Raw genomic sequence first — 24,829 nt, forward strand, 5'->3', positions numbered from 1 at the left:
CCTCACAGCGCCTGCAGCGCATCGTCGAGCGTCGACAGAAGGATGTCGGCATGCTCCTTCGCGAACACCATCGGCGGCCGCATCTTCAATATGTTGTCGTGGCGGCCGATCCGGCTGATCAACACGCCGCGGTCGCGCATCAGGTTGATCAGCCTCTTGCTCTCGACCGTGGCCGGCGAGCGGTCGGCGTCGCCATGGACCAGCTCCATTCCGAAGAACAGACCGCGACCGCGGACATTGCCGATGATCGCATGCTTCTCCTTCAGACGCTCCAGCCCGGCGCGCACATAGGCGCCGGTCGCCTGTGCCTTTTCGAGCAGGTTCTCGCCCTCGAGTACGTCCAGCACCGCCATGCCCGCCGCCATCGAAACCGGGTTGCCTCCGAACGTATTGAAATAGTTGGAAATCGCGCCGAACGCGTCGATCAGATCCGACGAAGCGACCACGCCGCCGAGCGGGTGGCCATTGCCCATCGGCTTGCCCAGGGTGACGATGTCGGGAACGACCCCATTGATCTGGTGGCCCCACATCGCATCGGCGGTGCGTCCGAAGCCGGCCTGCACCTCGTCGCAGATGAACATTCCGCCGGCCTTCCGGACGATCTCGACCGCCTTGGCGGCATAGCCCGGCACCAGTTCGGGCAGGCCTTCATTGGCGAACAGCGTGTCCATCAGCAACGCGGCGACCTTGATGCCGGCAGCCTGGAGAGAGGCGACCGCCTCGGCGACCTTGGCGGCGAAGACGTCGCCCAGTTCCTCGTCGCTCATCCCCTGCCGGTCGCGATAGGGATCAGGCACCGGGACCGCGCGGGCGAAGTCTGGGAAAGGCTCGCCCACCGGGAAACAGGTCGTCAGCGCCGCGACGGCGCGCGAATTGCCATGATAGGTGAAGTCGCTGACGATGATGCCTTCGCCGCCCGTGCGGAAGCGCGCCATGCGGAGCGCCAGCTCGTTGGACTCGGTGCCCGAGCAGGTGAAGATCGCGGCATTGAGCGAAGGGGCGAACGTCGCCGTCAGCCGTTCGGCATAGCGCACGACCGTCTCGTGCAGGTAGCGGGTGTGAATGTTGAGGATGGCCGCCTGGGTGGCGATCGCCTCGACGACATGCGGGTTGCAATGCCCGACGCAGGGGACGTTGTTGTAGACGTCCAGATAGTCGCGCCCCTCGGCGTCGGTCACCCAGACGCCCTTGCCCTTCACCAGGTGCACCGGCCGTTCGTAGAAGAGGGGGGCGTTGCGCCCGAGCACATGCCGGCGCCGTTCCAGCAGTTCGTCATCAGGAAGCATCGGCGGACCTTTCTTCGGGAAGGAGGGGGGAGGAAGGCGCGCCGCCGCGGGGCAGGCGCAGATAGCTGAGGGCGATCGCCGCGAAGAGCAGGCCGAGCCCGATCAGCACGGTCGCGTCGACCTGGAAGCAGGCGGCGAACAGGACGGCCGAAAGGATCATGCACAGCATCGCGGTGCCGATCCCGCCCCACGCGCGAAAAGGCCTCGGCAGATCGGGCTGGTTGATGCGTAGCCGGATGAAAGCGGCGAGCAGCACGACATAGGAAGCGCTGAGCAGCAGCACCACGACCAGCAACACCTTGTCGGGCGAGATCGCCGACACGGCGACGGCGACGGCGACCACCAGCAGCAGCGCCAGATCGGGCGCGCCGCGCTTGTTGGTGCGCCCCAGTATCGCGGGCATCCGTCCGTCGCGGGCCAGCGCGAAGATCTGCCGCGAGGTCGAATAGACCAGCGAGAACAACGTACCGAGCAGGCCGACGATGCCCCCCATCCCGACGAAGGCCGTCGCCCAGCCGGCGGTGCCGCCGACCTCGGGGCTGGCCATCGCCGCATAGAGCGGATCGTCCGCGCCACCGATATGCCCGATGCCGCCACCGCCCACGCCCAGGACGAGGACGACCATCGCCGAGATGAGCAGGATCAACACCGCGGCGATGATCCCCTTCGGCATGTTGCGTGACGGCTCGGCGACCTCTTCCGCCGCCGCCGCAGTCTGCTCGACCGCGATGAACAACCAGATTGCGAAGGGTATGCAGGCGAAGATGCCGGTCGGATCGACGTGCAACCGCTCCCCCGCAAGCGTCAGGTTGGCCGGATCGAAATGCGGGACCATCGTCACGCCGAACAGCAGGATCGCGGCCAGGGCCAACAGGCCCGCGCCCACCATCAGCCACATCGCCTCTCCCACGCCGCGCAGGTGCAGCAGCAGGATGACGACATAGATGGCGATCTTGAGCGGCCAGCCGCCGGAACCGAAGACATGGGTGGCATAGGCCGAGATGAACTCGGTCGCGGCACCACAGCCGGCGATCAGCGCCACCACCACGGCACAGCCGACGATATAGCCGACGAAGGGGCCGAAGGCGTCCTCGCAATAGATGTAGAGCCCGCCCGCATGCGGGCGGGCGGCACACAATTCCGACAGGCATAGCGCCAGGCCCAGCGAGAGCGACGCCATCAGCAGGGTGGCGACGATCATGTTCGCCCAGCCCGCCGAGGCGAGCCCGTAATTCCAGCCGGAGAACTGGCCGGCGACCACCAGGGCGACGCCGAGGCCGGCGACATGCCGCCAGTCGATGGTGGAGCGGGCGAGGGTCATGCCGGCTCCCGCCGTGCGGCGCGATCGAGCCGGATCAGCATCGGCACCAGGATCAGCGCCGCGACGATGTTGATCGCGACCGAGGGCAGTGCCAGCCGCGCGAGATTGCCGTCATTGCCGAGCGTGCCGAACAGCGCAGCGCCCAGCGCATAGGGCACGAGAGAATAGCCCTGCAGCGCCGCCGCCGCCCGCCCCTCGCGGTCGAGCACCGATGCGAGGCCGAAGAAATAGGAGTTGAGCGCCATCTGCATCAGTCCGAAGGCGAGCATTCCGGCGATGAACGGCGCTGTGCCCGCCGCGCCGAGGACCAGGCCGTAGGCCAGCGTAGCCACGGCCATCGTCACCAGGGTCGGGACGGTGCGGCCGGGCCGCGTGCCGACCCACGCGACCAGCAGCGCGCCGATCACCGTCATCAGCGTCGTCGCCCCCAGGACCGCGCCGATCGCCGCGGGCTCGAGCCCGATCGCCACCGCGCGCCGCTCCGAAAAGGCGTAGACGCCGCCATAGAGCGGGAAGGCCACGGTCATCACCAGGACGACGACGGCGATCATCGCCCAGGGCTTCGGTGCGCCCGCGGCATGATGCTCGGCCTCCGCCACGTCGTCGCCCAGCAGCGCCAGCGCCGGCATCGTCGCCAGCGCGACCAGCGCCAGCACGACGAACATCGCCGACGCGCCGTAGCGGCCACCGACGATCGGTAGCAGCGACAGCAGCACCGCGTAGATGCCGGTCGCGACGGCATAGATCACGCCATAGACCTGGTCCGGGCTGGGCGCCTTGGCGATCCGCATCGCCATGCCCGCGAGCAGGCCGCCCGATCCCGTTCCGCCAAGCAGCGCGAACAGGCCGAAGGCGGCGAAACTGACCGACGTGGCGAAGCCGAGATAGCCGGCGACCAGCATCGCCGCGAACAGGAACAACGGCAGGCGTCCGGGGAAGCGACGCAGCAGCGACGGCAGCAGCATCGACGCCGCCGCGACCGCCCCGATCGACAGCGTGCCGATCCACCCAGCCTGTTCGGCGGATAGATGCGCGCTATCGACCGAACCGCCGATCAGGATCGGCGTCGTCATCATCGGGTACATCGCCAGGAAAGTGCCGCCGATCAGCGGACCGACAAAAGCCCACTTCATTTCCATCCCCACATCGATTCGACCCAATGTCTATTTTCTATCTGGACTGCAGTCCAATATTTTATCTAGGATCCCACCATATTATGTGTTCAATCATGAAACGCGTCCATGAAAATGGAACGGGTTTCGATTTCAACCGATGGACAGGTGGTGAAATGGGTCAGGATCAGAATGGGGAAAAGCCGGTCGTCATCGTCACGGGCGGCGGCAGCGGGATCGGCGCGGCGGCGGCACGGCGGCTGGCGCGCGACTGGCGGGTGGCGATATGCGGCCGTCGCAAGGATCCGCTCGACAAGGTCGCGGCCGAATGCGGCGCGGTGCCCTTCGTTGCCGACGTCAGCGATCCGGAGGCCGCCCGCGCGCTGGTCGCCGATGTCGTCGCGCATTTCGGAAGGCTCGACGGCCTCGTCCTCAACGCGGGCATCCTCGTCAATGCGCTGCTCGGCGATATGAGCCTCGACGACTGGAACCAGCAGCTCGCGATCAACCTGACCGGCCCATTCGTGCTGACCCAGGCGGCCCTGCCCCATCTGCTCGAACGCAAGGGCGCCGTGGTGTCGATCACGTCGGTCGGCGGCATCCAGACCGGTCCTGGCCTCGCCGCCTATTCGGCATCGAAGGCGGGCCTCCAGCTGATGACCCAGGCGCTGTCCTACGAATATGCCCGCCATGGCCTGCGCGCCAATGTCGTGGCGCCCGGCTGGATCCGCACCGAGATGGGCGACGAGGAGATGGAGACGATGCAGATCGCCGACGATCTCGAAGGCGCCTATGCAAAGGTCAGCGAGTTCGTCCCCGCCCGCCGCGCCGGCACTTCGGACGAGGCGGCCGAAGCGATCGCCTGGCTGCTGTCGCCGGCAGCCTCCTTCGTCAACGGCGCGGTGCTGGCGGTCGACGGCGGCTCGCTTGTCGCCAATGTCGGCATGACTTTCTTCGACAAGATCATGGAAGGCGGCGGCTCGCCGCACTGACGGCGTCCGAAATTTCGGACGCGACCGCTTATGCGAAGGCCCCGCCTGCGCTGGCGTAATTAAGACGGAACCCCCGGTCGCGTCCGACGCGGCCGGGGGTTTGCTTTGGCCGTTTACAGCGTGCGGGTGACGCTCGCCCCGAACCAGCGCGGCCGGGCATAAGCCTGCTGGGTGAAGCCGAACGGGCCCGACAGGTCGAGATTGTAGAGCCGGTACTTCTTGTCGGTCAGGTTGTTGACGAAGCCCGCGACCTCCCACTTGCCGCCGCTGAAGCCATAGGTGACGCGGGCGTTGCCGACGACGCGGCCCGGCTGGCGATCGACCGGCGCGTTGAAGGTCGAGAGATATTGGGCGCTGTCATATTTCCAGTCGGTCTGGAGCGCGAGCCGACCCTCGCCCGCATCGAGCTCGTAGCGGACCAGCCAGCCGATGCTCCACTTGGGCGCCTGCGGCATGCGGGTGTTCGCGACCCGGCCGCCCGGCAGGATCACGCCCTTCACCTTGCTGTCGAGGTAGGTGGCGAAGGTCTGGAGATAGAGACCGTCGACCGGGCGGGTGTTGAACTCGGCCTCGAGCCCCTTGATGATCGCGTCCTTGTTGCGGATCGCGAGCGCCAGGTCGACCAGCTCGAACGCCTGATAGTCCTTATAGTCGTAATAGAAGGCCGACAGGTTCAGATGGGTCGTGCGATCGAGCAGGGTCAGCTTCACGCCGCCCTCATAGTCGGTCAGCACTTCCTCCTTGAACGGGATCGTCGTCAGGTCGCCCGGATTGAACGCCGGAGTGCCGAAGCCGCCGCCCTTGATGCCGCGATTGACGCTGGCATAGATCAGCGTGTCCTCGTCGGGCTTGAAATTGACGCCGAGCTTGCCTGACCAGTCCTTGAAGCTCTGCCGCGCGAGCTTGCCGACGCTGGCCTTGTCGAAGGTGAAGTCGGTCACGCCATTTTCGGCATGGGTGAAGTCGTAGGTCTTGCGATCGGCCGAATAGCGCCCGCCGGCGATCAGACTGACCTGGTCGGTCAGATTATATTCGAGCTGGCCGAAACCGGCGAAGGAGGTCGTCTCCAGCTTGCCGCCATAGATTTCGCTGAGGCCCAGGCTACCGGTCAGATCGGTATCGTAGCCGTTCTTGCTGACGATCTTGATCGCATAGCCGCCGACGACCCAGTTGAGCTTGTCGGTGCTGTTCGAGAGGCGCAGCTCCTGCGAATATTGGTCGAGGTTCTGGCGCGTCGAATAGGCGAAGACACTGGCGGGCGACATGTCCGCATCCTCGCCGTAGCGCTTCTTCAGATATTGATAGTCGGTGATCGAGGTCAGCGTGACGCCGCCGAGATCCTGCACGTAGCGCAGCGACGCGCTCCAGTAGCTGCGGCTGAAATTGTTCGGGCCGTTGAAGGCGACCTTGAACGGATCGCTGCCGGGCTGGACATAGCCGAACATGTCGCAGCCGGCGCAGGTGCCGAACGGATTGTCGTTCGGACCGACATATTCGCCGAGGCCGTCGGCATTGGCGATCGCGCTGCGGTGCGCATAGAGGCCGCCGGTGCGCTCGTCGTCGTTGCGCAGGCCCTGCAGTTTCAGGGTGAACTCGCCGCCTTCGCCGACGTCGCCGGCCAGCTGGAAACGGCCGCCGTAGAAGCGGGAATTGCCAACGTCCTTGCCGGCGCTGTTGTCGATATAGCCGCGATGGTTATTCGTGGTGAACGACAGGCGTGCCCGCAGCGTGTCGCTGAGCGGGCCGCTGATCGCGCCTTCGGTGGCGATCTGGCCATAGCTGCCGCCGGTGACGGTCAGGAAGCCGGACAGGTCGCGGGTGGGCTTGGCCGACACTACTTGGATCAGGCCGCCGGTGGCGTTGCGGCCGAACAACGTGCCCTGCGGGCCGCGCAGCATCTCGACGCGCTCGAGGTCGAACAACTGCCCGCTGATCGCGCCGAGTGCGCTGATGTAGACCTCGTCATTATAGAAGGCGATCGGCGCCTCCTGCGAATCGGCGAAGTCGTTCTGCGACACGCCGCGGATGTTGAAGATGGTCAGGGTCGGGCTGTAGGCGAGCACCTGGACGCTCGGCAGCTTGGTCGCCAACGCGGAGATGTCCTGCCGGCCGAGATCGGCGAGGCCCTGCTTGCCGAGGGCGCTGATCGCGACGCCGACCTTCTGGATGTTCTGCTCGCGCTTCTGCGCGGTGACGACGATGTCGCCATAGGACGGCGCCTCGGCCCCGGTCACCGCGCCGCTGTCCTGTGCCATCGCCGCGCCGTGCGCGCCGACCAGCATCGTCGCGGCGGCAAGGGCTTTCATGCTCGCATGCGACAGATTGCGAAGCTGCGGTTGCACCATCCATTTTCTCCCAGACTTATGTCGAACTATGTCTGGTCTTGTTTGCAGTGGCGCTGGACAAGTCAATTGAATGTTCAACAAAAACCGCAGTTCGTATCGGCCTGCGACCTTTCGGCCACACCCATTAATGTCTATACATTTTCCGCGCTTAACTCGATTATCTTTGAGTTCCAAGAGCTTGATACCGGGAAGAGGGCGCGAGCCTTCAGCCCCGCATCAGGCGCCCCGCCGCGACGCCGACCAGTCCCCGACTATCTCGTCGATCACCTGCCGATGGAAGGCGAGCGACTTCGCTCCAGGCTGTTGGGGTACGAAGATATCGAGCGTTGGATCGACCACGTCGGTGCGGTGGCCGGCGAGCGTCTCGAGGATCGCGAGGCCGAGGAACGGCACCACCGCTTCCGAATAGCCCCCCTCGTGCACGACGACGATCTTGCCGCCGCACAGACGGTCGGCGAGCGCCATCAGTTCGCCGGTCATCGCCCGGAAGGTCTCGCTGTGCGCCAGCATCCGGGCGAGCGGATCGGCCGCCCCGGCGTCGAGCCCGCTCGCGACGATGATCAGGTCGGGGCCGAACGCCTCGATTGCCGGAACGACCAGCGAGCTGAGCGCATAGCGATAGGCATCGTCTCCGCCGCCCGGCGGCAGCGGAATGTTGAGATTGTGCCCCGCCCCCTTGCCCTCGCCGCGATCATCTTCGCCGCCATAGCCCGGCGGGAAGCAATTTTCCTGGTGGAGCGAGATGGTGAGGGTGTCGTCGCGGTCGTAATAGACCGCCTGGGTGCCGTTGCCGTGGTGCACGTCCCAGTCGACCACCGCGACGCGCAGCGCGCCGTGCCTGGCGCGCGCCGCCTCGATCGCGATCGGGATGTTGCACAGCAGGCAGAAGCCCATCGATCCGCCGGGCAGGCAATGATGGCCCGCCGGGCGGCAAAGCGCATAGGCGTTGGCGTGCCTGCCCGACACGACGTCGTCGACCGCCGCCTTGGCGAGGCCCGCCGACAGCGCCGCGATCTCATAGCCGCCCCGGCTGAATGGCGCGAAGCCGCCGAGGTCTCCGCCGCCGGCATCGCTGGTCGCCTTGAAGCGATCGATATAGTCGACCGTATGGACCCGCAGCATGTCCTCGCGCGTGACCGGCTCGGCGCTCGCGACCGCGAGATGGTCGATCAGGCCGCTCGCCTGGACCAGCGAGAGCAGCCGGCGCTTGGAATCGGGCGTGTCCGCGCCGGCGGCGCCCGACGGGGGCTGCACCCAGCCGCCCACGGGCAGGAACAGCGCCTGCATCCCGACCGAGTGCCAGAAGGTACGTTCGTCGGTGTAGAAACCGGTGGTCATGTGATTACCGCCATGTCTGGGCCGGACCGCGATCGCGCCGTCCGGCCCCGTGGTGTCAGAACTTGATCGAGGCCGAGAGGCCGTAGGAAACCGGCTCGCCGTAGATTTCGATGCGGAAGAAGCTGATGTTGTTGATGTAGGTCAGATACTCCTTGTCGAAGATGTTCTTGCCCCAGGCCGCGATCTCCCAGCCGCCCGACTTGCTGGCGATCGCGAGGCGCGCATTCTGCACCCAATAGGCGGGAGCCTTGTCGAAGACCTGGTTGGTCGCCTCAAGGTAGCGCTTGGCGGTATATTTGAAGTCGGTGCTGCCGATCAGGTCGAGATCGTCGTTGAGCGGAAGGCTCTTCTGGATCATGCCCTGCGCCGTCCATTTCGGCGTGTTGACCGGACGCTTGCCGTCGAGCGGCACCGGACCCGCATAGGTGGTGATGACCGCGGTGGTGTTGCGGAACTTGGCGTCGAGATAGCTGCCGCCCACGCGCACCATCCAGCTCGGATCGGGCCGCCAGCTCAGGTCCGCCTCGGCCCCGTAGGTGCGCGAGCCCCCGATGTTGCGGGTGATCGGCACCAGCGGCGACAGCGGATCGTCGACGTTGGTCTGGATGTCCTTATAGTCGTAGAAGAAGGCCGCGAGATTCAGGTCGAGCGTGCGATCGAGCAGCCGCGACTTCGAACCGATCTCATAGGCGGTCAGCCGTTCCGGGCTGAAGGTCGTGATCACCCCGCCGAACGGCACGCTGTAGCCGCCGCTGCGGAAGCCGCGCGAGATCGAGGCATAGAATAGCTGATCGCGCGACGCCTTCCAGTTGAGGCCGCCGCGGAAGGAGGTGGTGCCATCGGTGCGGCTCGCCACCAGCGCATCGACCGGGATCGCGGGGGTGACGAGGTGACGGCGCCCCGAAGGATCGTCGGCGCCCAGATAGGCCGCGCCATCGATCTTGGTGCGATCGTTGGTGTAGCGCAGCCCCAGGATCACCGAGAGCTGGTCGGTCAGAGCATATTCGTTGTTGGTGAAGACCGCGAGCGAACGGACCTTCTGCTTGAAGTCGGCGGCAAGACGCGGCGCGAAGGGCGGCAGGCCGGGCAGCGGGTTCTCGATCGTGTTGGCGCTGTTCGCCTCGTCGATCGAGTCATGCTCGAAGAAGCCGCCGATCAGGACGTTGAGCCGGTCGAACTTCGCCGTGGCGCGCAGTTCCTGCGAGAACTGCTTGATGCGGCTGTAGAGCAGCTGGTTGACCGCGATATAGGGGGTGTTGTCGCCGTCGTCGACCTGATCGCGGACGAACTGGTCATAGGCGGTGATCGAGGTCAGCTGGAAGGCGCCCGCTTCCTGCTCGAGGCGCAGATAGCCGCCGAACGCGGAATTGTCGGCTTTCCACGGCGCATCGGCGTTCACGTCGCGGATGCTCTGGGTTTCGCGCAGGCCGCGCGGATCGCCATTGGGAACGAACGGACCGAACTTCAGGCAGGCGTCGCGATCCTTCTGGATCGCACCGGTAAACACGGCGGCGCAGTAGCTGCCGTCAGCGTTGAACAGGCCCGGACTCTTGTAAGGCGTCAGCTGGCTCTTGTCCTGGAAGCCGTAGACCATCAGCCGCGCGGTAGTGGTCTCGCCCTTCCACTTGAACTGCAGCCGGCCGGCGATCTGGTTCGGCTTGCCATGGTCCTTGCCGGTCAGCAGGTTCTTGTAGGGGCCGCCCCAGCCCTGCGAGACATAATAGGACGCGCGGGCGGCGACAGTGTCGCTGAGCTGCTGGTTGAGGAACCCGTCGCTGCGCACCCGGCCATAATTGTCGATCTGGGCGTTGAAGCCGCCGCTCGAATCGAACTGCGGTTCCTGGGTGTAATAGTTGACCGAGCCGCCCGTGGTGTTGCGGCCGAACAGCGTCCCCTGCGGCCCCTTCAGCGCCTCGACGCGCTGGATGTCGTAGAACGGCATCGACAGCATGTAGGGCTTCGACTTGTAGACTTCGTCGATGTGGACCGCGACGGGCGAATCGAAGTTCGACGCGAACTCGTTCAGGCCGATGCCGCGCACGGTGAAGGCAGGCAGGTTCGAGCTGGTCGTCGCGACGACGTTCGAGATCTGGTTGGCCAACTGGTTTACGTCGGTCATCTGGTTGCGGCGCAGCTCGTCGCCGCCGATCGCGGTCAGCGCGATGCCGACGTCCTGCACCGATTGCACGCGCTTCTGCGCGGTGACGACGATCTCGCCGTCGAGCGGTTCGGACTGGGCCGCCGCTACCGAAGCCCAGGTAGCCACGCCGGTGCAAAGTACGGCCAGGTAAAGCTTTTTCATCGAATGCCCCTTTTGTTGTTCGCAACGAGGCGCCGGCCTGCCGGCGCGCTCCTCCGGATCGCAAGGTCCCCATGCTCTGCGGCCGAGGTCCCAAAGATGATCGCGGATTTGTACCATTCGGGACCGAAGCGCGTCCCGCCTGCGCGTGCCATTTGATCGCCTGCGCGTGCCACCCGGCGCGACCGAAGGACTAGGCCGCAAAGTTACTTGAAACTTCCACGAATCTCTCCATCATGGCCGCACAACGCTGGTGCCTTTGCCCGTCATGGAAAGGGAGCGAGCATGGTGTCATTGCAAACCCCGTCGGATGCGAGCCAGTTCGCCAGCTCGCTGCGCGCGGCCTATGGTGCCTATGATACCGAACCGACATCGTCCGCCGCCCGCTCGGCGGGGACGCTGACCCCGGTCGCGCGGGGGCCGTTCGACGGTTTCCTGATCCACGCCAATGCCGTTCGCAGCAGGCGCCCCGCCCTGCGCGACCGATGGGAGGAGTGCGCCTTCATCCTGATGCCGCTCGAGGGCGACATCCACGTCGACCATTATGACCGGCAGAATGTGCTGACGGCCGGCGACATGGTGCTGATGGATTCGCGCGCGCCGTCCACGATCGACGCGTTCGGCCGGAACCGATCGGTCGTCCTCGCCATGCCGCGCTCGACCGTCTCGCAGCTGCGCCCCAACAGCGACCGGCTGTTCGGCCACAGGCTTCAGGGCCGCAGGGGCATCGGCAACATGCTGTCGGCCATGCTCGCCAGCATCGTCGATGCCGACGCAGACGACGAGATGGACGCATGCGATTCCATGCTGACCCTGTCGGTGACGATGTCGTTGCTCGACCGGCTGATCGAGAACCGGCCGGACGCCGACACGCACCGCCGGTCGCGCGCCGAGGCCGAGATCCGCAAGATGCGGTCCTGGGTGGTCGACCATGCCGCCGATCCGGACATGAGCATCGAGACGCTGGCCCACCGCTTCGGCCTGTCGCGTCGCAGCCTTTACCGGCTGTTCGGCGAGGTCGGCACGACGCCGCGCCAATGGCTCGCCGACGTCCGGCTGGACGAGGCGCGCGCATGGCTGGTCGGCGGCGATCCCCGCTTTCGCTCGGTCGGGCAGGTCGCCTTCGCCGCCGGCTTCAACGACAGCAGCCACTTCACCCGTTTGTTCAAGCGCCGCTTCGGCGTGCTGCCGGGTTCGCTGGCGCGGTAATTTCTTCGCGAGCCCTGCGCTGAGGCGCGCCGCCGAGGCCTCTGCCTTTCATTTCAACGGGATAAGACCGGCCTCGGTCGGCGCAAAACCGCATGCGTCGAAATAGAATGATCTGAGCCGTGGTTCGAAATCGACATGCAGCCATTCGCAGCCTGTCCGCTTCGCGCGATCGACCGCTTCCGCGACGAGAGCCTTGGCCAAGCCTTGCCGCTGAAAGGCCGGCAAGACCATCGTGTCGAGAATGAAGGCGTGCAATCCGCCGTCCCACGCGACATTGACGAACCCGATCAAGGCTCCCGCTCGACGAAGGCAGACCCAGCCGAGGCTGAATTGGTTGACCTGAGACCACCAGTCGTCATCGAACAGCCGATGATCGAAGCACGTCGCATGGAGCGCGTTGACCTCGGCATTCTCGAAGGCCCCTCGCCATGTCGGGGCAGAGTCTAACGCAGCAGAGGGATCGCGCGTCATTCTCCGTTTAGATCGGGTGCATCAGCTTGCGTCAACGCCGCCTCGGCTCCTAATTGCCGTCTGCATCGACTTCGAACACCATCGGCTTGCCGCGCGATTCCGGTTCCCAGCCCGCCTGCAACGCCGCGCGAATACCGCGAGACACGATCGCGTCGCTGACCTGCAGCCGTCCGCGCTGCAGTCCCTTTAACAGGCGTTTCGGCGGCGGGAATTCGATCACCGCGCCGCGTTGCGTATCCTTCTGCTGGAGCGCGATGGTCATGCCGCGCCAGCCGTCGAAGTCCGACCATTGCGGTTCCCGTCGGAGCTCCCACTCATATTCTAGCCCGTCGACGACGACGCTACCGGAAAGTCGTGAACTGTTCTGCATGCGGTGCGCCTAGCATGTTTCTCCACGTAAGCGACCCGATCGCGGCTCTGCGGTCGAGAAATCTCCCGTCTTCCCGCACCCCTCCCGGCGAAGTCGAGGGAGGTCGGCGCGAAATGCAAGCCGACATCTCCGCCGGAACCTAGCCCGTCCGCCCGAACCCGCCGCCGCCCGGCGTGTCGATGACGAACGCGTCGCCTTCGCGCATTTCCACGCTCTGGCGGGAACCGACCTCCTCCACCGAACCGTCCGCGCGTCGCACGCTGTTGCGGCCCGGCTGCCCCGGCTCCCCGCCTTCGAGGCCGAACGGCGGCACTCGGCGGCGGTTGGACAGGATCGTTGCGGTCATCGGCCGGAGGAAACGGATGCGCCGGTGGATGCCGTCCCCGCCCCGGTGGCGCCCTGCCCCGCCCGACCCGTGGCGGACCTCGAACGCCTCCAGCAGCACCGGGAAGCGCCATTCCAGCACCTCGGGATCGGTCAGGCGGCTGTTGGTCATGTGCGTCTGCACCGCCGAGGTTCCCGCGAAACCCGGCCCGGCGCCGCTACCGCCGCCGATCGTCTCATAATATTGATAGCGGTCGTCGCCGAAGGTGAAATTGTTCATCGTCCCCTGGGCGGCGGCCATCGTCCCCGTGGCGCCATAAAGCGCGTCGGTGATGACCTGGCTGGTCTCGACATTGCCAGCGACGAGGGCCGCCGGATAGGCCGGACGGAGCATGGAGCCTTCAGGAATGACGATGTCGATCGGCTCGAGACAACCGTCGTTCATCGGTATGTCCTCGTCGACCAGGGTCCGCATCACATAGAGCACCGCCGCGCGGCAGATCGACGGCGGCGCGTTGAAATTGCTCGGCTGCTGCACGCTGGTCCCGGTGAAGTCGATGACCGCACGGCGCGCTGTCCGGTCGACCCGGATCGCCACCGAAACATGCGAACCGTCGTCCAGTTCGTAGGTGAAGGCACCGTCGCCGATCCGGTCGAGGACGCGCCGCACCGCTTCGGCCGCATTGTCCTGCACATGGCGCATATAGGCGGTGACGGTGTCCCGGCCATATTGCGCGACCATCTTGCCGATCTCGTCCACGCCCCGCGCGCACGCGGCGATCTGGGCGCGGATGTCGCCGACGTTGCGATCTGGATCGCGCGCCGGCCAGCGGCCCGAGGCGAGCTTGGCGCGGAACGCGGCCTCGCGCAATATGCCCTCCTCTACCAGCGGAAAGGCATCGAACAGGACGCCCTCCTCGTCGAGCGTGCGGCTGTCGGGAGGCATCGAGCCCGGCGTGCGCCCGCCGATATCGGCATGGTGGCCACGCGCGGCGACATAGAAGGCGCAGCCGCCCTCCTCGTCGAACACCGGCATGACGACGGTCAGGTCGGGCAGGTGCGTGCCGCCATTATAGGGATTGTTGATCAGATAGGCGTCGCCGGGGCGCAGGCCGCGCGGCGAGGCTTGCGCGGCATCGCGCACCGCGCGCACGCTGTCGCCCATCGAGCCGAGATGCACCGGCATATGCGGCGCGTTGGCGACGAGCGCGCCATGGCCGTCGAACAGCGCGCAGGAGAAATCGAGCCGTTCCTTGATATTGACCGACTGCGCGCTGTTCTGGAGCGCCTGCCCCATCTGCTCGGCGATCGCCATGAACAGGTTGTTGAAGATCTCCAGCCGGACGGGATCGAGCACCGCGCCGCCGGCCCCCGCCTGCTGCTCGCGCGGCGCGGTGCGGCTGAGGATCAGGTCCCCGCCATCGGCGACGCGCGCGGACCAGCCCGGCTCCACCACCACCGTGGCGGTGCTGTCGTGGATGATCGCCGGACCCGCGAGCGCGTCGCCGGGACGAAGGTTGCGGCGCGCCAGCACCGGCGCGGCATGCTCGCCGCCAGCGGCGAACAGCCTGGCTTCGCGACGCCCGTCATCCGATGGCGCCTCCAGGTCGGAGAAGGCGCCGCCGGCTTTCGTCGACGGCACGATCAGCTCGACCGCGACCGATTCGATCAGCAGCGGCACGTCGGGCATCGAGAAGGTGAAGCGCTGGCGGTACCGGCGCTCGAACCGTTGGCGAAGCGTCGCCTCGTCGGCCTCGTCGATCTCGATGCCGGTATCGGTCCCCTGGTAGCGGATCAGGAGGCTGCGGCGGAACAGCGCACCGTCCCGATCGAAACCGTCGCCGCCCATCCGCGCGCGGCATTCGCCTTCCAGCGCGTCCATTGCCAGGGCAGCGGCGGCGAGCGCGGCGGCGGCGAGCGGCACTTCCATCGCCCGGTGGCGCACGATGCGCTGGTCGGCCAGGCCGATGCCATAGGCCGACAGTACGCCCGCCAGCGGATGGATCATGACATGGCTCATCCCCAGCGCGTCGGCGACGAGGCAGGCATGCTGGCCCGCCGCGCCACCGAAACAGGCGAGGACATAGTCGGCGACGTCATGCCCGCGCGCGACCGATATCTTCTTGATCGCATTGGCCATGCTGTCGACCGCGATCGCGAGGAAACCTTCGGCCAGAGCTTCGGGCGTGGTCGGCGGCAGGCCCGCGGCGGCGACCTCCTCGGCCAGCGCCTCGAACCTGCGGCGGACGACGGCGGCGTCGATCGGCTCGTTGCCGCCCGCGCCGAACAGCTTCGGGAAGCAGTCGGGCTGCAGCTTGCCGAGCAGGACGTTGCAGTCGGTGATCGTCAGCGGACCGCCGCGCCGGTAGCAGGCTGGCCCCGGATCGGCCCCGGCGGATTCGGGCCCGACCCGAAGCCGGGTCCCGTCGAAGCGGCAGATCGATCCGCCGCCCGCCGCGATCGTGTCGATGCTCATCATCGGCACGCGCAGCCGCACGCCCGCGACGACCGTCTCCAGCGTGCGCTCGAAGGTTCCGGCATAATGCGAGACGTCGGTCGACGTGCCGCCCATGTCGAAGCCGATCACCTTGCCGAAGCCCGCGGCCTCGGCGGTCCGGACCATGCCGACGATGCCGCCGGCCGGTCCCGACAGGATCGCGTCGCGGCCCCGGAAGCGGTCCGATCCGATCAGACCGCCATTGGACTGCATGAAGGCCAGCGGCACGCCGTCGCCCAGCGCCTCCGCCACCTGTCGCACGTAGCGGCCCAGGACCGGCGACAGATAGGCGTCGACCAGGGTGGTATCGCCACGGCTGACGATCTTCATCAGCGGGCTCACCCGGTTGCTCACCGAGACCTGGGTGAAGCCGATGCCGCGCGCGATCTCGGCGATGCGGTCCTCATGGTCGGGAAAGCGATAACCGTGCATCAGCACGATCGCGACCGCCGTGCAGCCCGCCGCGAAGGCGTCGCGCAGCTCGGCCGCGACATGATCGGTGTCGAGCGGAAGCAGGATCCTGCCCTCGGCATCGACCCGCTCGCGCGCTTCGATCACGCACCGCTCGAGCCGGTCGGGCAGGACGATATGCCGATCGAACAGCCGGGGGCGGTTCTGGTAGCCGATCCGCAGCATGTCTCGAAAGCCGAGGGTGGTGACGAGCGCGACCGGCTCGCCCTGGCGTTCGAGCAGCGCGTTGGTGGCGACCGTGGTGCCCATCTTCACGCTCGAGATCCGCTCTGCCGGGATCGCATCGCCGGCGGCCAGGCCTAGGAAATCGCGGATGCCCTGGATCGCAGCATCGGCATAGCGTTCGGGATGCGACGACAGCAGCTTGCGCGTGGCGATCCGCCGCTCGGGCGTCAACGCGACGATGTCGGTGAAGGTGCCGCCGCGATCGATCCAGAAATGCCACCCGGCCTTCAACGCTTCGTCACGCATCGCCCTGATCCAAACCGCCTATCGAGATGACCGGTCCGCTGGTCCGGCTCGCGCCAATTATCAAGAGGATGATGCCGAACCGTCCGCTCAGGCGATGAAGGACAACGGCAGTTCGGTCGTTTCCTTCAGCGTCTTCAGGATGATGTTCGAGCGGCACGAGGCGACGTTCGCGGCCTTCACCAGCGCATTGGTGATGAAATTCTCGTAGGATGCCAGATCCTTCGTCGCGACGTGCAGGATGAAGTCGAGGTCCCCCGCGACATAATGGCAGGACAGCACCTCCGGCGTGCGTTCGATCCAGTCGCGGAAGGCCTGCTCGTTATGCGAGCTATGCGCCACCAGCCGCACCAGCACCAGCGCCACGATGCCCAGGTTGATGCTCTCGCGGTCGACGAGCGCGACCGTCTTGCGGATCAGGCCGTCCTGGCGCAGCCGCTGCATCCGCCGCGAGCATTGCGATGGCGAGAGGTGGACGATCTCGCTCATCTCGGCGGGGCCGATGCTGCCGTCCCTTTGCAGCACCGCCAATATGCGGCGATCGAACAGGTCCAGCTTTTCCGACATTGAACGTCCTGCTGAGGAAAATGAAGGCGCCAGCGTGCAGCATCTTCCTATTTCTCACAATAGAAATGCATCTTCGACCGATATGTTGTCGATGCCGCGCCCTATCGCGGACCTATCCGTTGTCGAGCTGCGGCCGCTGACGGCGTCAATCCGCCTTGTCCAACCATTCCAGCGTCAGCCCACGGACCGTGTCCCAAACCTTGGAATGCTCTTCCAACGCGAGCCAGGCCGTGCTGAGCACGGTCAAACCCAGGGTTCCGCTCAGCCCGCCCAGCCGATGTCCGTAGGGCGCGGGATCCGCGCCGGCGTCGATCGCCGCGATCGCCTGGGCGAAGCCGTGGCGGAGCCGGGCGATCATCGCATCGAGCTGCTCCCGGCCCATGATCTGCCCAAGGCCCGGTTCCGCGGCCAGCGCCGCGTCGGCGCCCTCCACCGACAACCAGCGTTTCAACACCCCGAACAGGTCGGTCACCGTGAACGGCTTGGGCAGCCAGCCATCGAAGTCGCGCTCGAGGAAGAAGCGCTCTCCCCTCGGCGGGCGATGCGAGGTGAAGGCGATGATCGGCACCCGCCTTGTCCAGTCGGCGGTCTGCCGGATTCGGGCCGCACCCCGCAGCCCGGTGATGCCGGCCATCTCGATATCCATCAGGATCAGCGAATATTCCCGCAAGCGGACCGCGTGGAACGCGGCCGGCGCATCGGGGGCGGCGTCGACCGCATAGCCCGTTCCCGCGATCAGCGCCCGCACGATCCCGCCAAAGGCCGGCTCGTCATCGACGACCAGGATGGGGTTTCCGCCCCTGACTCTCTCCGCCGAAGGCGGCTTGAAACGCGTGACGACAGACATATCGGCCCCGGACCAGCATTTGCCATGGACCCCCGAGGCTTCAGGGGCCGCGAGACTGGACGTTCACCATCAGCGGCTCGCGACCGACCGCGAACAACGCGACACAGCGCTCCCCACAGCGCAGCTCGCTGTCCTGATCGATCCGAAACGACGAGGTCATCGTCAATGCCTCGCTATCATCCCTCGCAAGAATGACGCGATCGACATTCGTCCCGTCCCGTTGACGAAGATGATAGACAGCCATCCGGTCTCCAGCCCCGCCCATATATAAACGCTTTTGGCTGGCCGGTGATCCTAGGTAGAATCCGGGAGGCACGGACGGTGCCGGGCACGCCGCCGGCCAAATGGTGGACAGGGGCGGAAAAGGAAGGCTACGCATGCTCGAGCGCGCGCCGCTTGGCGTAGCGGAGTTTGTGGAGGGGCAACCGGATCATGACGTCATCGCGCACCCTCGCCCGCCATCTTCCCTGGGCCGCGCTGGCGGGGATCGGGGCGCTGGCGGTCGGCGGCATGGCGGCGCAGCGCGGCGAACATGTCAACGCGCTGTGGCTGATCGTCGCGGCGGTCTCGGTGTATCTGATCGCCTATCGCTACTACAGCCTGTACCTCGCGCGGACCGTGCTGGGGCTCGATGCCGCGCGACCGACGCCGGCGGTGCGCCTTGCCGACGGGCTCGACTTCGTGCCGACCGACCGCACCGTGCTGTTCGGCCATCACTTCGCCGCGATCGCGGGTGCCGGGCCGCTGGTCGGGCCCGTCCTCGCCGCGCAGATGGGCTATCTGCCGGGGACATTGTGGCTGCTGGCGGGCGTCGTGCTCGCCGGGGCGGTACAGGACTTCCTCGTCCTGTTCATATCGATGCGCCGCGACGGCCGGTCGTTCGGCGAACTGATCCGGCTGGAGATGGGCGCGGTCGCGGGGACGATCGGGCTGATCGGCGCCTTCATGATCATGGTCATCATCCTCGCGGTGCTGGCGCTGATCGTCGTGCGGGCGCTGGCCGACAGCCCCTGGGGCATGTTCACGGTCGCGGCCACCGTTCCCCTCGCCGTCCTGATGGGCATCTACACCCGCTGGATCCGGCCAGGCCGGGTCGGCGAGGTCTCGATCCTGGGACTGGTCGGCCTGATCCTCGCCATCGTCTATGGCCAGGCTGTGGCGGAATCGCCGACGGCGGCGGCCATGTTCACCTTCAGCGCCGTCGAGCTCTGCTGGATCCTGATCGGCTATGGCGCGATCGCCGCGATGCTGCCGGTCTGGCTGCTGCTCGCGCCGCGCGATTACCTCTCGACCTTCCTCAAGATCGGCGCGATCGTCGCTCTCGCCTTCGGCATCGCGATCATGCAGCCCGAATTGCGCATGCCCCCGCTCACCCGCTTCATCGACGGATCGGGTCCGGTCTGGTCGGGTGCGCTCTTTCCCTTCCTGTTCATCACGATCGCCTGCGGCGCGGTGTCGGGCTTCCATGCGCTGATCGCCAGCGGCACCACCCCCAAGCTGATCGCGTCCGAAAGCGACGCGCGCTTGATCGGCTATGGAGCGATGCTGGCCGAAAGCTTCGTCGCGATCATGGCCTTGGTCGCGGCGTCGATCCTCGATCCCGGCATCTACTTCACGATGAACGCCCCCACCGCGCTGCTGGGCACGAGCCCCGACACCGCCGCCGCCGCGGTCAGCGCGATGGGCTTCCCGATCGACGCCGCCACCATTGCGCAAACCGCGCGCGACGTCGGTGAGCACAGCATCATCTCGCGCGCCGGCGGGGCACCGACCCTCGCGGTCGCCATGGCGCAGATCTTCAGCCATGTGATCGGCGGCAAGGCGATGATGGCCTTCTGGTACCATTTCGCGATCCTGTTCGAGGCGCTGTTCATCCTGACGGCGGTCGACGCCGGCACCCGCGCGGGCCGCTTCATGCTGCAGGACCTGCTCGGCCTGATCTCACCCCGGCTGAAGAACACCCGGTCGCTGCCCGCCAACGCGCTGGCGACAGGGCTGTGCGTCGCAGCCTGGGGCTTCTTCCTCTACCAGGGCGTAACCGACCCGCTCGGCGGCGTGAACACGCTGTGGCCGTTGTTCGGCATCTCGAACCAGATGCTGGCGGCGGTCGCGCTGATGCTCGGCACGGTCGTGCTGTTCCGGATGAAGCGGCAGAAGATGGCGTGGGTGGCGTTCGTCCCCGCCGCCTGGCTGATCCTGTGCACCGGTACGGCGGGCCTGCTCAAGCTCTTCTCGGCCGATCCTCGAGTCGGCTTCCTCGCGCACGCGGCGAAGTTCCGGGCCGCGATCGCCGACGGCGAGGTCCTCGCGCCCGCCAAGTCGATGGCCGAGATGCGGCGCATCGTCTTCAACGACATGATCGACGCCGCGCTGTGCCTGCTCTTCCTGGCGGTGGTCGCCAGCATCCTCGTCTTCGCCATCCGGGCCTGCCGCGACGCACTGCGCCGCGATGCGCCGAGCATGTCCGAAACGCCCGTAGCGGCCGGGGCGACCGCTACGGCGTGAAGGAGAGGATCATGACCGCACCGTGGCTCCGCGCCTTCCGCTATCTCCGCCGCATGGCCCATGCGATGGTCGGCCTGCCGAGCTACGACGCCTATCTCGGGCACATGGCCGCCCACCATCCCGAGCGCAAGCCGATGGACTACCGCGCCTTCTTCCGCGACCGGCAGCAGGCCCGCTACGGTGGAAAGGGCGGCGGACGCTGCTGCTGAGCGCTGGCCGGCCGGCCACGGGGACTGAAATCTGAAGCCGACCTCCGGCCCGTAGGTCCGCGGAGCCCGTGATGGGCGATCGTTCCGAAGAACTGGCCGACCCGCATGATCGACTGGATCTAGCCCAGTTGGCGAGGCTTCGGCCCGGTGGCGCTCGGCGCCTCCAGGACGCCCATCGGCCTGAGCGAGGTTACCGTTTGCGGGCCTTCCGGGCCGCGTAGCGGGCGTCGCGCGCGGCCTGCAGTTCGGCCTCGCTGCGAGACGGCGGTGGGGTCGCGGCGACGCGCGCCGCCAGCTCGGCCGCTTCGGCCGCAGCGACCTTGGCCAGCCGCGCCTCCTCGATCGCCGCCTGCCGCGCTGCACGGCGTTCGGCTGCGGCGGCGTCCTTGATCGCGCGTGCGGCCTGCCGCTCGGCGACGATGGCGGGATCGATTGCCGGCTTGTTGCGCAGTTTTTCGAGGGCCGATTGCTTGGCCGCGCGCGCCGCCGATGCGCGCTCGTTGAAGTCGGGAGATTTGTACGCTGCCATATGGTAGTCCTTTTTGGGTCAGCCGCGCTGGAGCCTCAGAGGCAGGCGCCGGACCGCACCATCGATGACCTTCTTGCCGTAGAGGGTGGCTAGCCGCGCGCTGTCCGCCGAATTGCTGAGGACGACCCTCGTGCCACCCGAGACGAGCGTCTCGATGGAGGTGATCCGGATGCTGCGGCTGTCGCAGGCCGCAACGATATGCTCCTGGGTCTCGCGAATGTTGATGGCTCTCGACATGGCTTTTTCCGATCAGGCAAGGTGGCACCACCGACCGCCTGACGGCGGCCGGTGGCCGATATGCGCGGCAAGGAGGCGCCGACCGGCACCTCCTGCTGGGTGTCAGGCGACCTGGAGGTTGACTGCGGAGGTCTTGCCGCGGCGGTCGGTTTCCAGCTCATAGGACACGCGCTGGTCCTGGTTCAGCGTCGACAGGCCCGCGCGCTCGACCGCAGAAATGTGGACGAAGGCGTCGCCGCTGCCATCCTCAGGCGCGATGAAGCCGTAGCCCTTGCTGGCATTGAAGAATTTGACGGTTCCAGTGATCATGTGGGAATTCCTTATCCCGGTATGACGGGCATGCGCCAACAGCGGCACATCCCGGCTTCGTGAGGCTACAAGGGGACAAGGGGGAGCCGTGGGCGGCCCGATATCCGTCGCGTGCGACGTCAGCGGCGCAACTATAGCAGCTTTGCGACGAAAAGAAAGCCGGGCGGTCCATGGCAAGGGCGATCGACCGCGCCGGCCTTGCGAAACTCCGATCCTCGGGCCGGCGGAGGTCGCCGGAATCAGCGTCCTGGATGATCGTCAGCGATGACGTTCAAGCGCCATATCATCGGACGGTATGACGGGTCGACGGCCATCCGTAACGACAGCATTCCCGGCCGTGGAGATCCAGGGGACGAACCGGGTCAGGCCGGAAGGGCGTCGCCCCGTCTCGGCTCGAGGATGCGGCGATAGAGCTCGAGATAGGCGTCGGCCATCCGATCGATGCCGAAGCGAGCCTGGGCGACGCGGCGAATCGCGCCGCGATCCAGTGCACCCGCGGCGTCGACCGCGGCGGGGGCATGGTCGACATGATCGATGAGGAAGCCGGTGACGCCATCCTCGATCAGCTCGGCCATCGAGCCGCGGCGCAATGCGATGACCGGCGTGCCGCAGGCCATCGCCTCGATCACCGAGAGGCCGAAGGGCTCGTCGAAATCGATCAGGTGGAGCAGCGCCCGGGCGCGACCGAGCGCGACGAGCCTCTCGGTCCCGCCGACGACGCCATGATAACGGATCCGGTCGGCGTCGATATGAGGCGCGACCTCCCGCGCATGATAGTCGGCATCCTGGATGATACCGTACATTTGAAGCCTGCGGCCGGTGGCGCGCGCGACGCCGATCGCCGCGGCCGGACCCTTGTCGGGATGGATGCGGCCGAAGAACAGCAGGTCGTCGCTTCCGACCGGATCGAGCGGAAATTCGTCGAAGGGGATGCCGTGATGGATCGTCGCGGCATAACGGAGCGCAGGATGACGGTCGGCATCGCTGATCGCGACGAAGTGCACGCGATCCTCATAGGGCCGGTACATCGGCAGGATGCGCTCGGACGAGAAGCCGTGGATGGTCGTCACGATCGGCGTGTCGACGAGGTTGGCGAAGGCATGGGCCGGAAAATCGGCCTGGTTGTGGACGATGTCGAAGCGGTCGGCCCGCTCGAAAAGATACGCGAGATGCCGATATTCCCAGACCTTGGCGTCGATCGACGGATCCTCGTTGTAGGAGGCCGGGACGACGCCATCGAGCCGTGCCGTGGTGACGCTGTCGAGCGTGGCGAAAAGGGTGACGTCGACGCCGCGGGCGACGAGTGCCTCGGTCAGCAGGCTCGTCACCAGCTCCCATGGACCATAATGGCGAGGCGGGGTCCGCCAGGCGATCGGCGCCAGCATCGCGATGCGCATTATCGGTGTTTCCCCTTCAGCAGGACGATGAGGGCCTCGTCGGCGGCAAGCTTGCCGTCGGCGCCATGGGCCGGATGTGTGGACAGAAGCACCTCGCCCAGCTCGGCATCGGCCGGAACCGGGAAGGTTGCGGCGACGCTCCCCAGATTGAGCGCGACCAGCAGGCGCTCGCTGCCGACGCGCCGTTCATAGGCGAGGACGTCGCCATCGCCGTCGAGCAAGGTCATCGCGCCGACCGACAGCGCCTCGTGCGCGCGGCGCAGCGCGAGGAGGCGGCGGACGAGCGACAGCATCGAAGCGGGATCGCGGTCCTGCGCGGCGACATTGCGCGTCGGCCAGTCGGGGTTGAGCGGCAGCCAGGGCTCGACCGTGCTGAAGCCGGCGTAGGGCGAGGCGTCCCACGGCATCGGCGTGCGCGATCGATCGCGGCCGATGCCGAGACCGGGCTGGCGCAGATCCTGCGGATCGCACACGCGATCGGGCGGAATGGGCACCTCGCCGATCGCGAGCTCGTCGCCTTGATAGAAGGTCGGCGTGCCGCGCAGGGTGAGGAGGAGCACCGCGGCGACCCGCGCCTGTGCCTCGCCGACCCGCGCCGCGATGCGCGGTGCGTCATGGCTGCCGATCACCCAGTTCGGCCAGCCATGGGGCGGCAGCGACGCTTGATAGTCGGCGATCAGGCGGTGGAGGATGCGCGCGTCCCACCCGTTCTCGATCAGCTGGAAGTTGAAGGGGAGATGGACCTGTGGCCTCTCCAGCGTGCCATACCAGCGTGCGTGGCGGTCGTTGGGAAGGAATATCTCGCCGATGAGCACGCGGTCGCCATAGGCGTCGGCGAGCGCGCGGAAGTCGGCCGAGATCGCGTGCGCCTCGGGCTGGTCGGTCGAATGAAGCTGGAGGACGCGATCGCGCTCGGTGCGGTCCGGGGTCCAGGCCGGGTTGAGCGGATTGTCGGGAAAGCCCTCGTCCTTGACGATGTGCCACAGCACGTCGATGCGGAAACCGTCGACGCCACGATCGAACCAGAAGCGCAGCACGTCCATCATCGCGGCGCGCAGGCCGGGGTTGCGCCAGTTGAGGTCCGGCTGCTCCTTCAGGAAGGCGTGGAGATAATATTGGCCGGTAGCCGCATCCCATTCCCAGGCGGAGCCGCCGAAATCGCTGATCCAGTTGTTCGGCGGCCCGCCATCCGGCGCTGCATCGCGCCAGATATACCAGTCGCGCCTCGGATGGTCGCGGCTGCTGCGGCTGTCTTGGAACCAGGGATGCTGGTCCGAACTGTGGTTGGGAACGAAATCGAGAATCAGCCTGAGCCCCCGCGCATGCACCGCAGCGCATAGCCGGTCGAAGGCGGCGAGATCGCCGAAGATGGGCGCGATCCCGCAATAATCCGCGACGTCATAGCCGAAGTCCTTCATCGGTGACGGAAAGATCGGCGACAGCCAGATCGCATCCACGCCCAACGCGGCGACATGGTCGAGCCTACGCTCGATCCCGGGAAGGTCGCCGATCCCATCGCCGTCGCTGTCCTGGAACGAGCGCGGGTAGATCTGGTAGACGACGCCGCGCTCCCACCAGGGATGCGTGTCCGACATGTCTCTCCTCCCCTGCTGCCACCGCTAGATCATCGAGCGACAAAATTGTTCCCGCTGGTGCGGCAGTCGCCGCTCGCCGACATCGCGGGTAACCCCGCGCCCGTGCCTCGCAACCGCTGCGGGGATCATTC

20 protein-coding genes are annotated in these 24,829 nt (G+C 66.7%); 4 read left to right on the forward strand and 16 right to left on the reverse strand.

All coding sequences use genetic code 11. The features are described from left to right. Positions 1–2: 2 nt before the first annotated feature. From ASE22_RS20360 to ASE22_RS20370, 3 genes are read right to left on the reverse strand one after another with little or no spacing between them, the layout of a single operon-like run. Positions 3–1,286, reverse strand: a complete 1,284-nt coding sequence (locus ASE22_RS20360; RefSeq protein WP_056363895.1) for an aspartate aminotransferase family protein — start codon at positions 1,284–1,286, stop codon at positions 3–5. Next, positions 1,276–2,607 carry an amino acid permease gene (locus tag ASE22_RS20365; RefSeq protein WP_056363897.1) on the reverse strand — a complete coding sequence of 444 codons (1,332 nt, stop codon included), beginning with the start codon at positions 2,605–2,607 and terminating at the stop codon, positions 1,276–1,278. Before ASE22_RS20365 ends, ASE22_RS20360 begins: the two co-directional genes overlap by 11 nt. Further along, positions 2,604–3,740, reverse strand: a complete 1,137-nt coding sequence (locus ASE22_RS20370) for an MFS transporter (protein WP_056364197.1) — start codon at positions 3,738–3,740, stop codon at positions 2,604–2,606. The genes ASE22_RS20365 and ASE22_RS20370 overlap by 4 nt, the downstream gene beginning before the upstream one ends. Before the next feature lie 155 nt (positions 3,741–3,895). Here ASE22_RS20370 and ASE22_RS20375 point away from each other — a divergent pair, with 155 nt between their 5' ends. Then, a complete protein-coding gene (locus tag ASE22_RS20375) occupies positions 3,896–4,711 on the forward strand; it encodes an SDR family NAD(P)-dependent oxidoreductase (RefSeq protein ID WP_056363899.1) in 816 nt (271 codons plus the stop codon). A 113-nt stretch (positions 4,712–4,824) separates the two neighbouring features. On the opposite strand, the gene ASE22_RS20380 is transcribed toward ASE22_RS20375, so the two are convergent. The 3 genes from ASE22_RS20380 to ASE22_RS20390 form a co-directional block, all read right to left on the reverse strand. Continuing rightward, positions 4,825–7,017, reverse strand: coding sequence for a TonB-dependent receptor (locus tag ASE22_RS20380; protein WP_235538181.1), 2,193 nt, complete (start codon positions 7,015–7,017; stop codon positions 4,825–4,827). Between the two features lie 255 nt (positions 7,018–7,272). Next, positions 7,273–8,394, reverse strand: coding sequence for a class II histone deacetylase (locus tag ASE22_RS20385; protein WP_056363902.1), 1,122 nt, complete (start codon positions 8,392–8,394; stop codon positions 7,273–7,275). A gap of 55 nt (positions 8,395–8,449) precedes the next feature. Further along, on the reverse strand, positions 8,450–10,696 hold the full coding sequence (locus tag ASE22_RS20390; RefSeq protein ID WP_056363904.1) for a TonB-dependent receptor: 2,247 nt from the start codon (positions 10,694–10,696) through the stop codon (positions 8,450–8,452). 282 nt (positions 10,697–10,978) lie between these two features. On the opposite strand from ASE22_RS20390, the gene ASE22_RS20395 reads away from it, so the two are divergent. Then, the gene (locus ASE22_RS20395) at positions 10,979–11,902 is read left to right on the forward strand and encodes a helix-turn-helix domain-containing protein (protein WP_056363907.1); all 924 of its coding nucleotides are present in this window, start codon (positions 10,979–10,981) and stop codon (positions 11,900–11,902) included. A 48-nt stretch (positions 11,903–11,950) separates the two neighbouring features. Here the strand turns inward: ASE22_RS20395 and ASE22_RS20400 are convergent, their stop codons facing one another. The 5 genes from ASE22_RS20400 to ASE22_RS20420 form a co-directional block, all read right to left on the reverse strand. Beyond that, complete coding sequence (locus ASE22_RS20400; protein WP_056363909.1) at positions 11,951–12,373, reverse strand: GNAT family N-acetyltransferase; 423 nt, start codon at positions 12,371–12,373, stop codon at positions 11,951–11,953. A 49-nt stretch (positions 12,374–12,422) separates the two neighbouring features. Further along, on the reverse strand, positions 12,423–12,743 hold the full coding sequence (locus ASE22_RS20405) for a hypothetical protein (protein WP_056363911.1): 321 nt from the start codon (positions 12,741–12,743) through the stop codon (positions 12,423–12,425). A gap of 139 nt (positions 12,744–12,882) precedes the next feature. Further along, a complete protein-coding gene (locus tag ASE22_RS20410; protein ID WP_056363913.1) occupies positions 12,883–16,506 on the reverse strand; it encodes a hydantoinase B/oxoprolinase family protein in 3,624 nt (1,207 codons plus the stop codon). A gap of 87 nt (positions 16,507–16,593) precedes the next feature. Continuing rightward, a complete protein-coding gene (locus ASE22_RS20415) occupies positions 16,594–17,070 on the reverse strand; it encodes an Lrp/AsnC family transcriptional regulator (protein WP_056363915.1) in 477 nt (158 codons plus the stop codon). Positions 17,071–17,215: 145 nt separating this feature from the next. Next, the gene (locus ASE22_RS20420) at positions 17,216–17,917 is read right to left on the reverse strand and encodes a response regulator (protein WP_056363917.1); all 702 of its coding nucleotides are present in this window, start codon (positions 17,915–17,917) and stop codon (positions 17,216–17,218) included. A gap of 432 nt (positions 17,918–18,349) precedes the next feature. Between ASE22_RS20420 and ASE22_RS20430 the strand changes: the two genes are divergently transcribed. Both ASE22_RS20430 and ASE22_RS20435 read left to right on the forward strand, forming a co-directional pair. After that, positions 18,350–20,422 (forward strand): carbon starvation CstA family protein, encoded by a 2,073-nt coding sequence (locus tag ASE22_RS20430; protein WP_056363921.1) that lies wholly within the window; start codon positions 18,350–18,352, stop codon positions 20,420–20,422. Positions 20,423–20,433: 11 nt separating this feature from the next. Further along, positions 20,434–20,631: a YbdD/YjiX family protein gene (locus ASE22_RS20435; protein ID WP_056364198.1), complete on the forward strand. Its 198-nt coding sequence runs from the start codon at positions 20,434–20,436 to the stop codon at positions 20,629–20,631. A gap of 190 nt (positions 20,632–20,821) precedes the next feature. Here ASE22_RS20435 and ASE22_RS20440 read toward each other — a convergent pair whose 3' ends face one another. The 5 genes from ASE22_RS20440 to ASE22_RS20460 all read right to left on the reverse strand — a co-directional run bounded on the left by ASE22_RS20440 (position 20,822) and on the right by ASE22_RS20460 (position 24,698). Further along, positions 20,822–21,160, reverse strand: a complete 339-nt coding sequence (locus tag ASE22_RS20440) for a DUF6481 family protein (protein ID WP_056363923.1) — start codon at positions 21,158–21,160, stop codon at positions 20,822–20,824. Positions 21,161–21,178: 18 nt separating this feature from the next. Beyond that, the gene (locus ASE22_RS20445; protein ID WP_056363925.1) at positions 21,179–21,397 is read right to left on the reverse strand and encodes a hypothetical protein; all 219 of its coding nucleotides are present in this window, start codon (positions 21,395–21,397) and stop codon (positions 21,179–21,181) included. 102 nt (positions 21,398–21,499) lie between these two features. Further along, entirely contained in the window at positions 21,500–21,706 is a 207-nt protein-coding gene (locus tag ASE22_RS20450; protein ID WP_056363927.1) for a cold-shock protein, read from the reverse strand. 362 nt (positions 21,707–22,068) lie between these two features. Next, positions 22,069–23,103, reverse strand: coding sequence for a glycosyltransferase family 4 protein (locus ASE22_RS20455; protein ID WP_056363929.1), 1,035 nt, complete (start codon positions 23,101–23,103; stop codon positions 22,069–22,071). Then, a complete protein-coding gene (locus ASE22_RS20460) occupies positions 23,103–24,698 on the reverse strand; it encodes an alpha-amylase family glycosyl hydrolase (RefSeq protein WP_056363930.1) in 1,596 nt (531 codons plus the stop codon). Before ASE22_RS20460 ends, ASE22_RS20455 begins: the two co-directional genes overlap by 1 nt. Positions 24,699–24,829: the final 131 nt, after the last annotated feature.

This window comes from Sphingomonas sp. Root720 (genome assembly GCF_001428605.1).
Lineage (GTDB): Bacteria > Pseudomonadota > Alphaproteobacteria > Sphingomonadales > Sphingomonadaceae > Rhizorhabdus.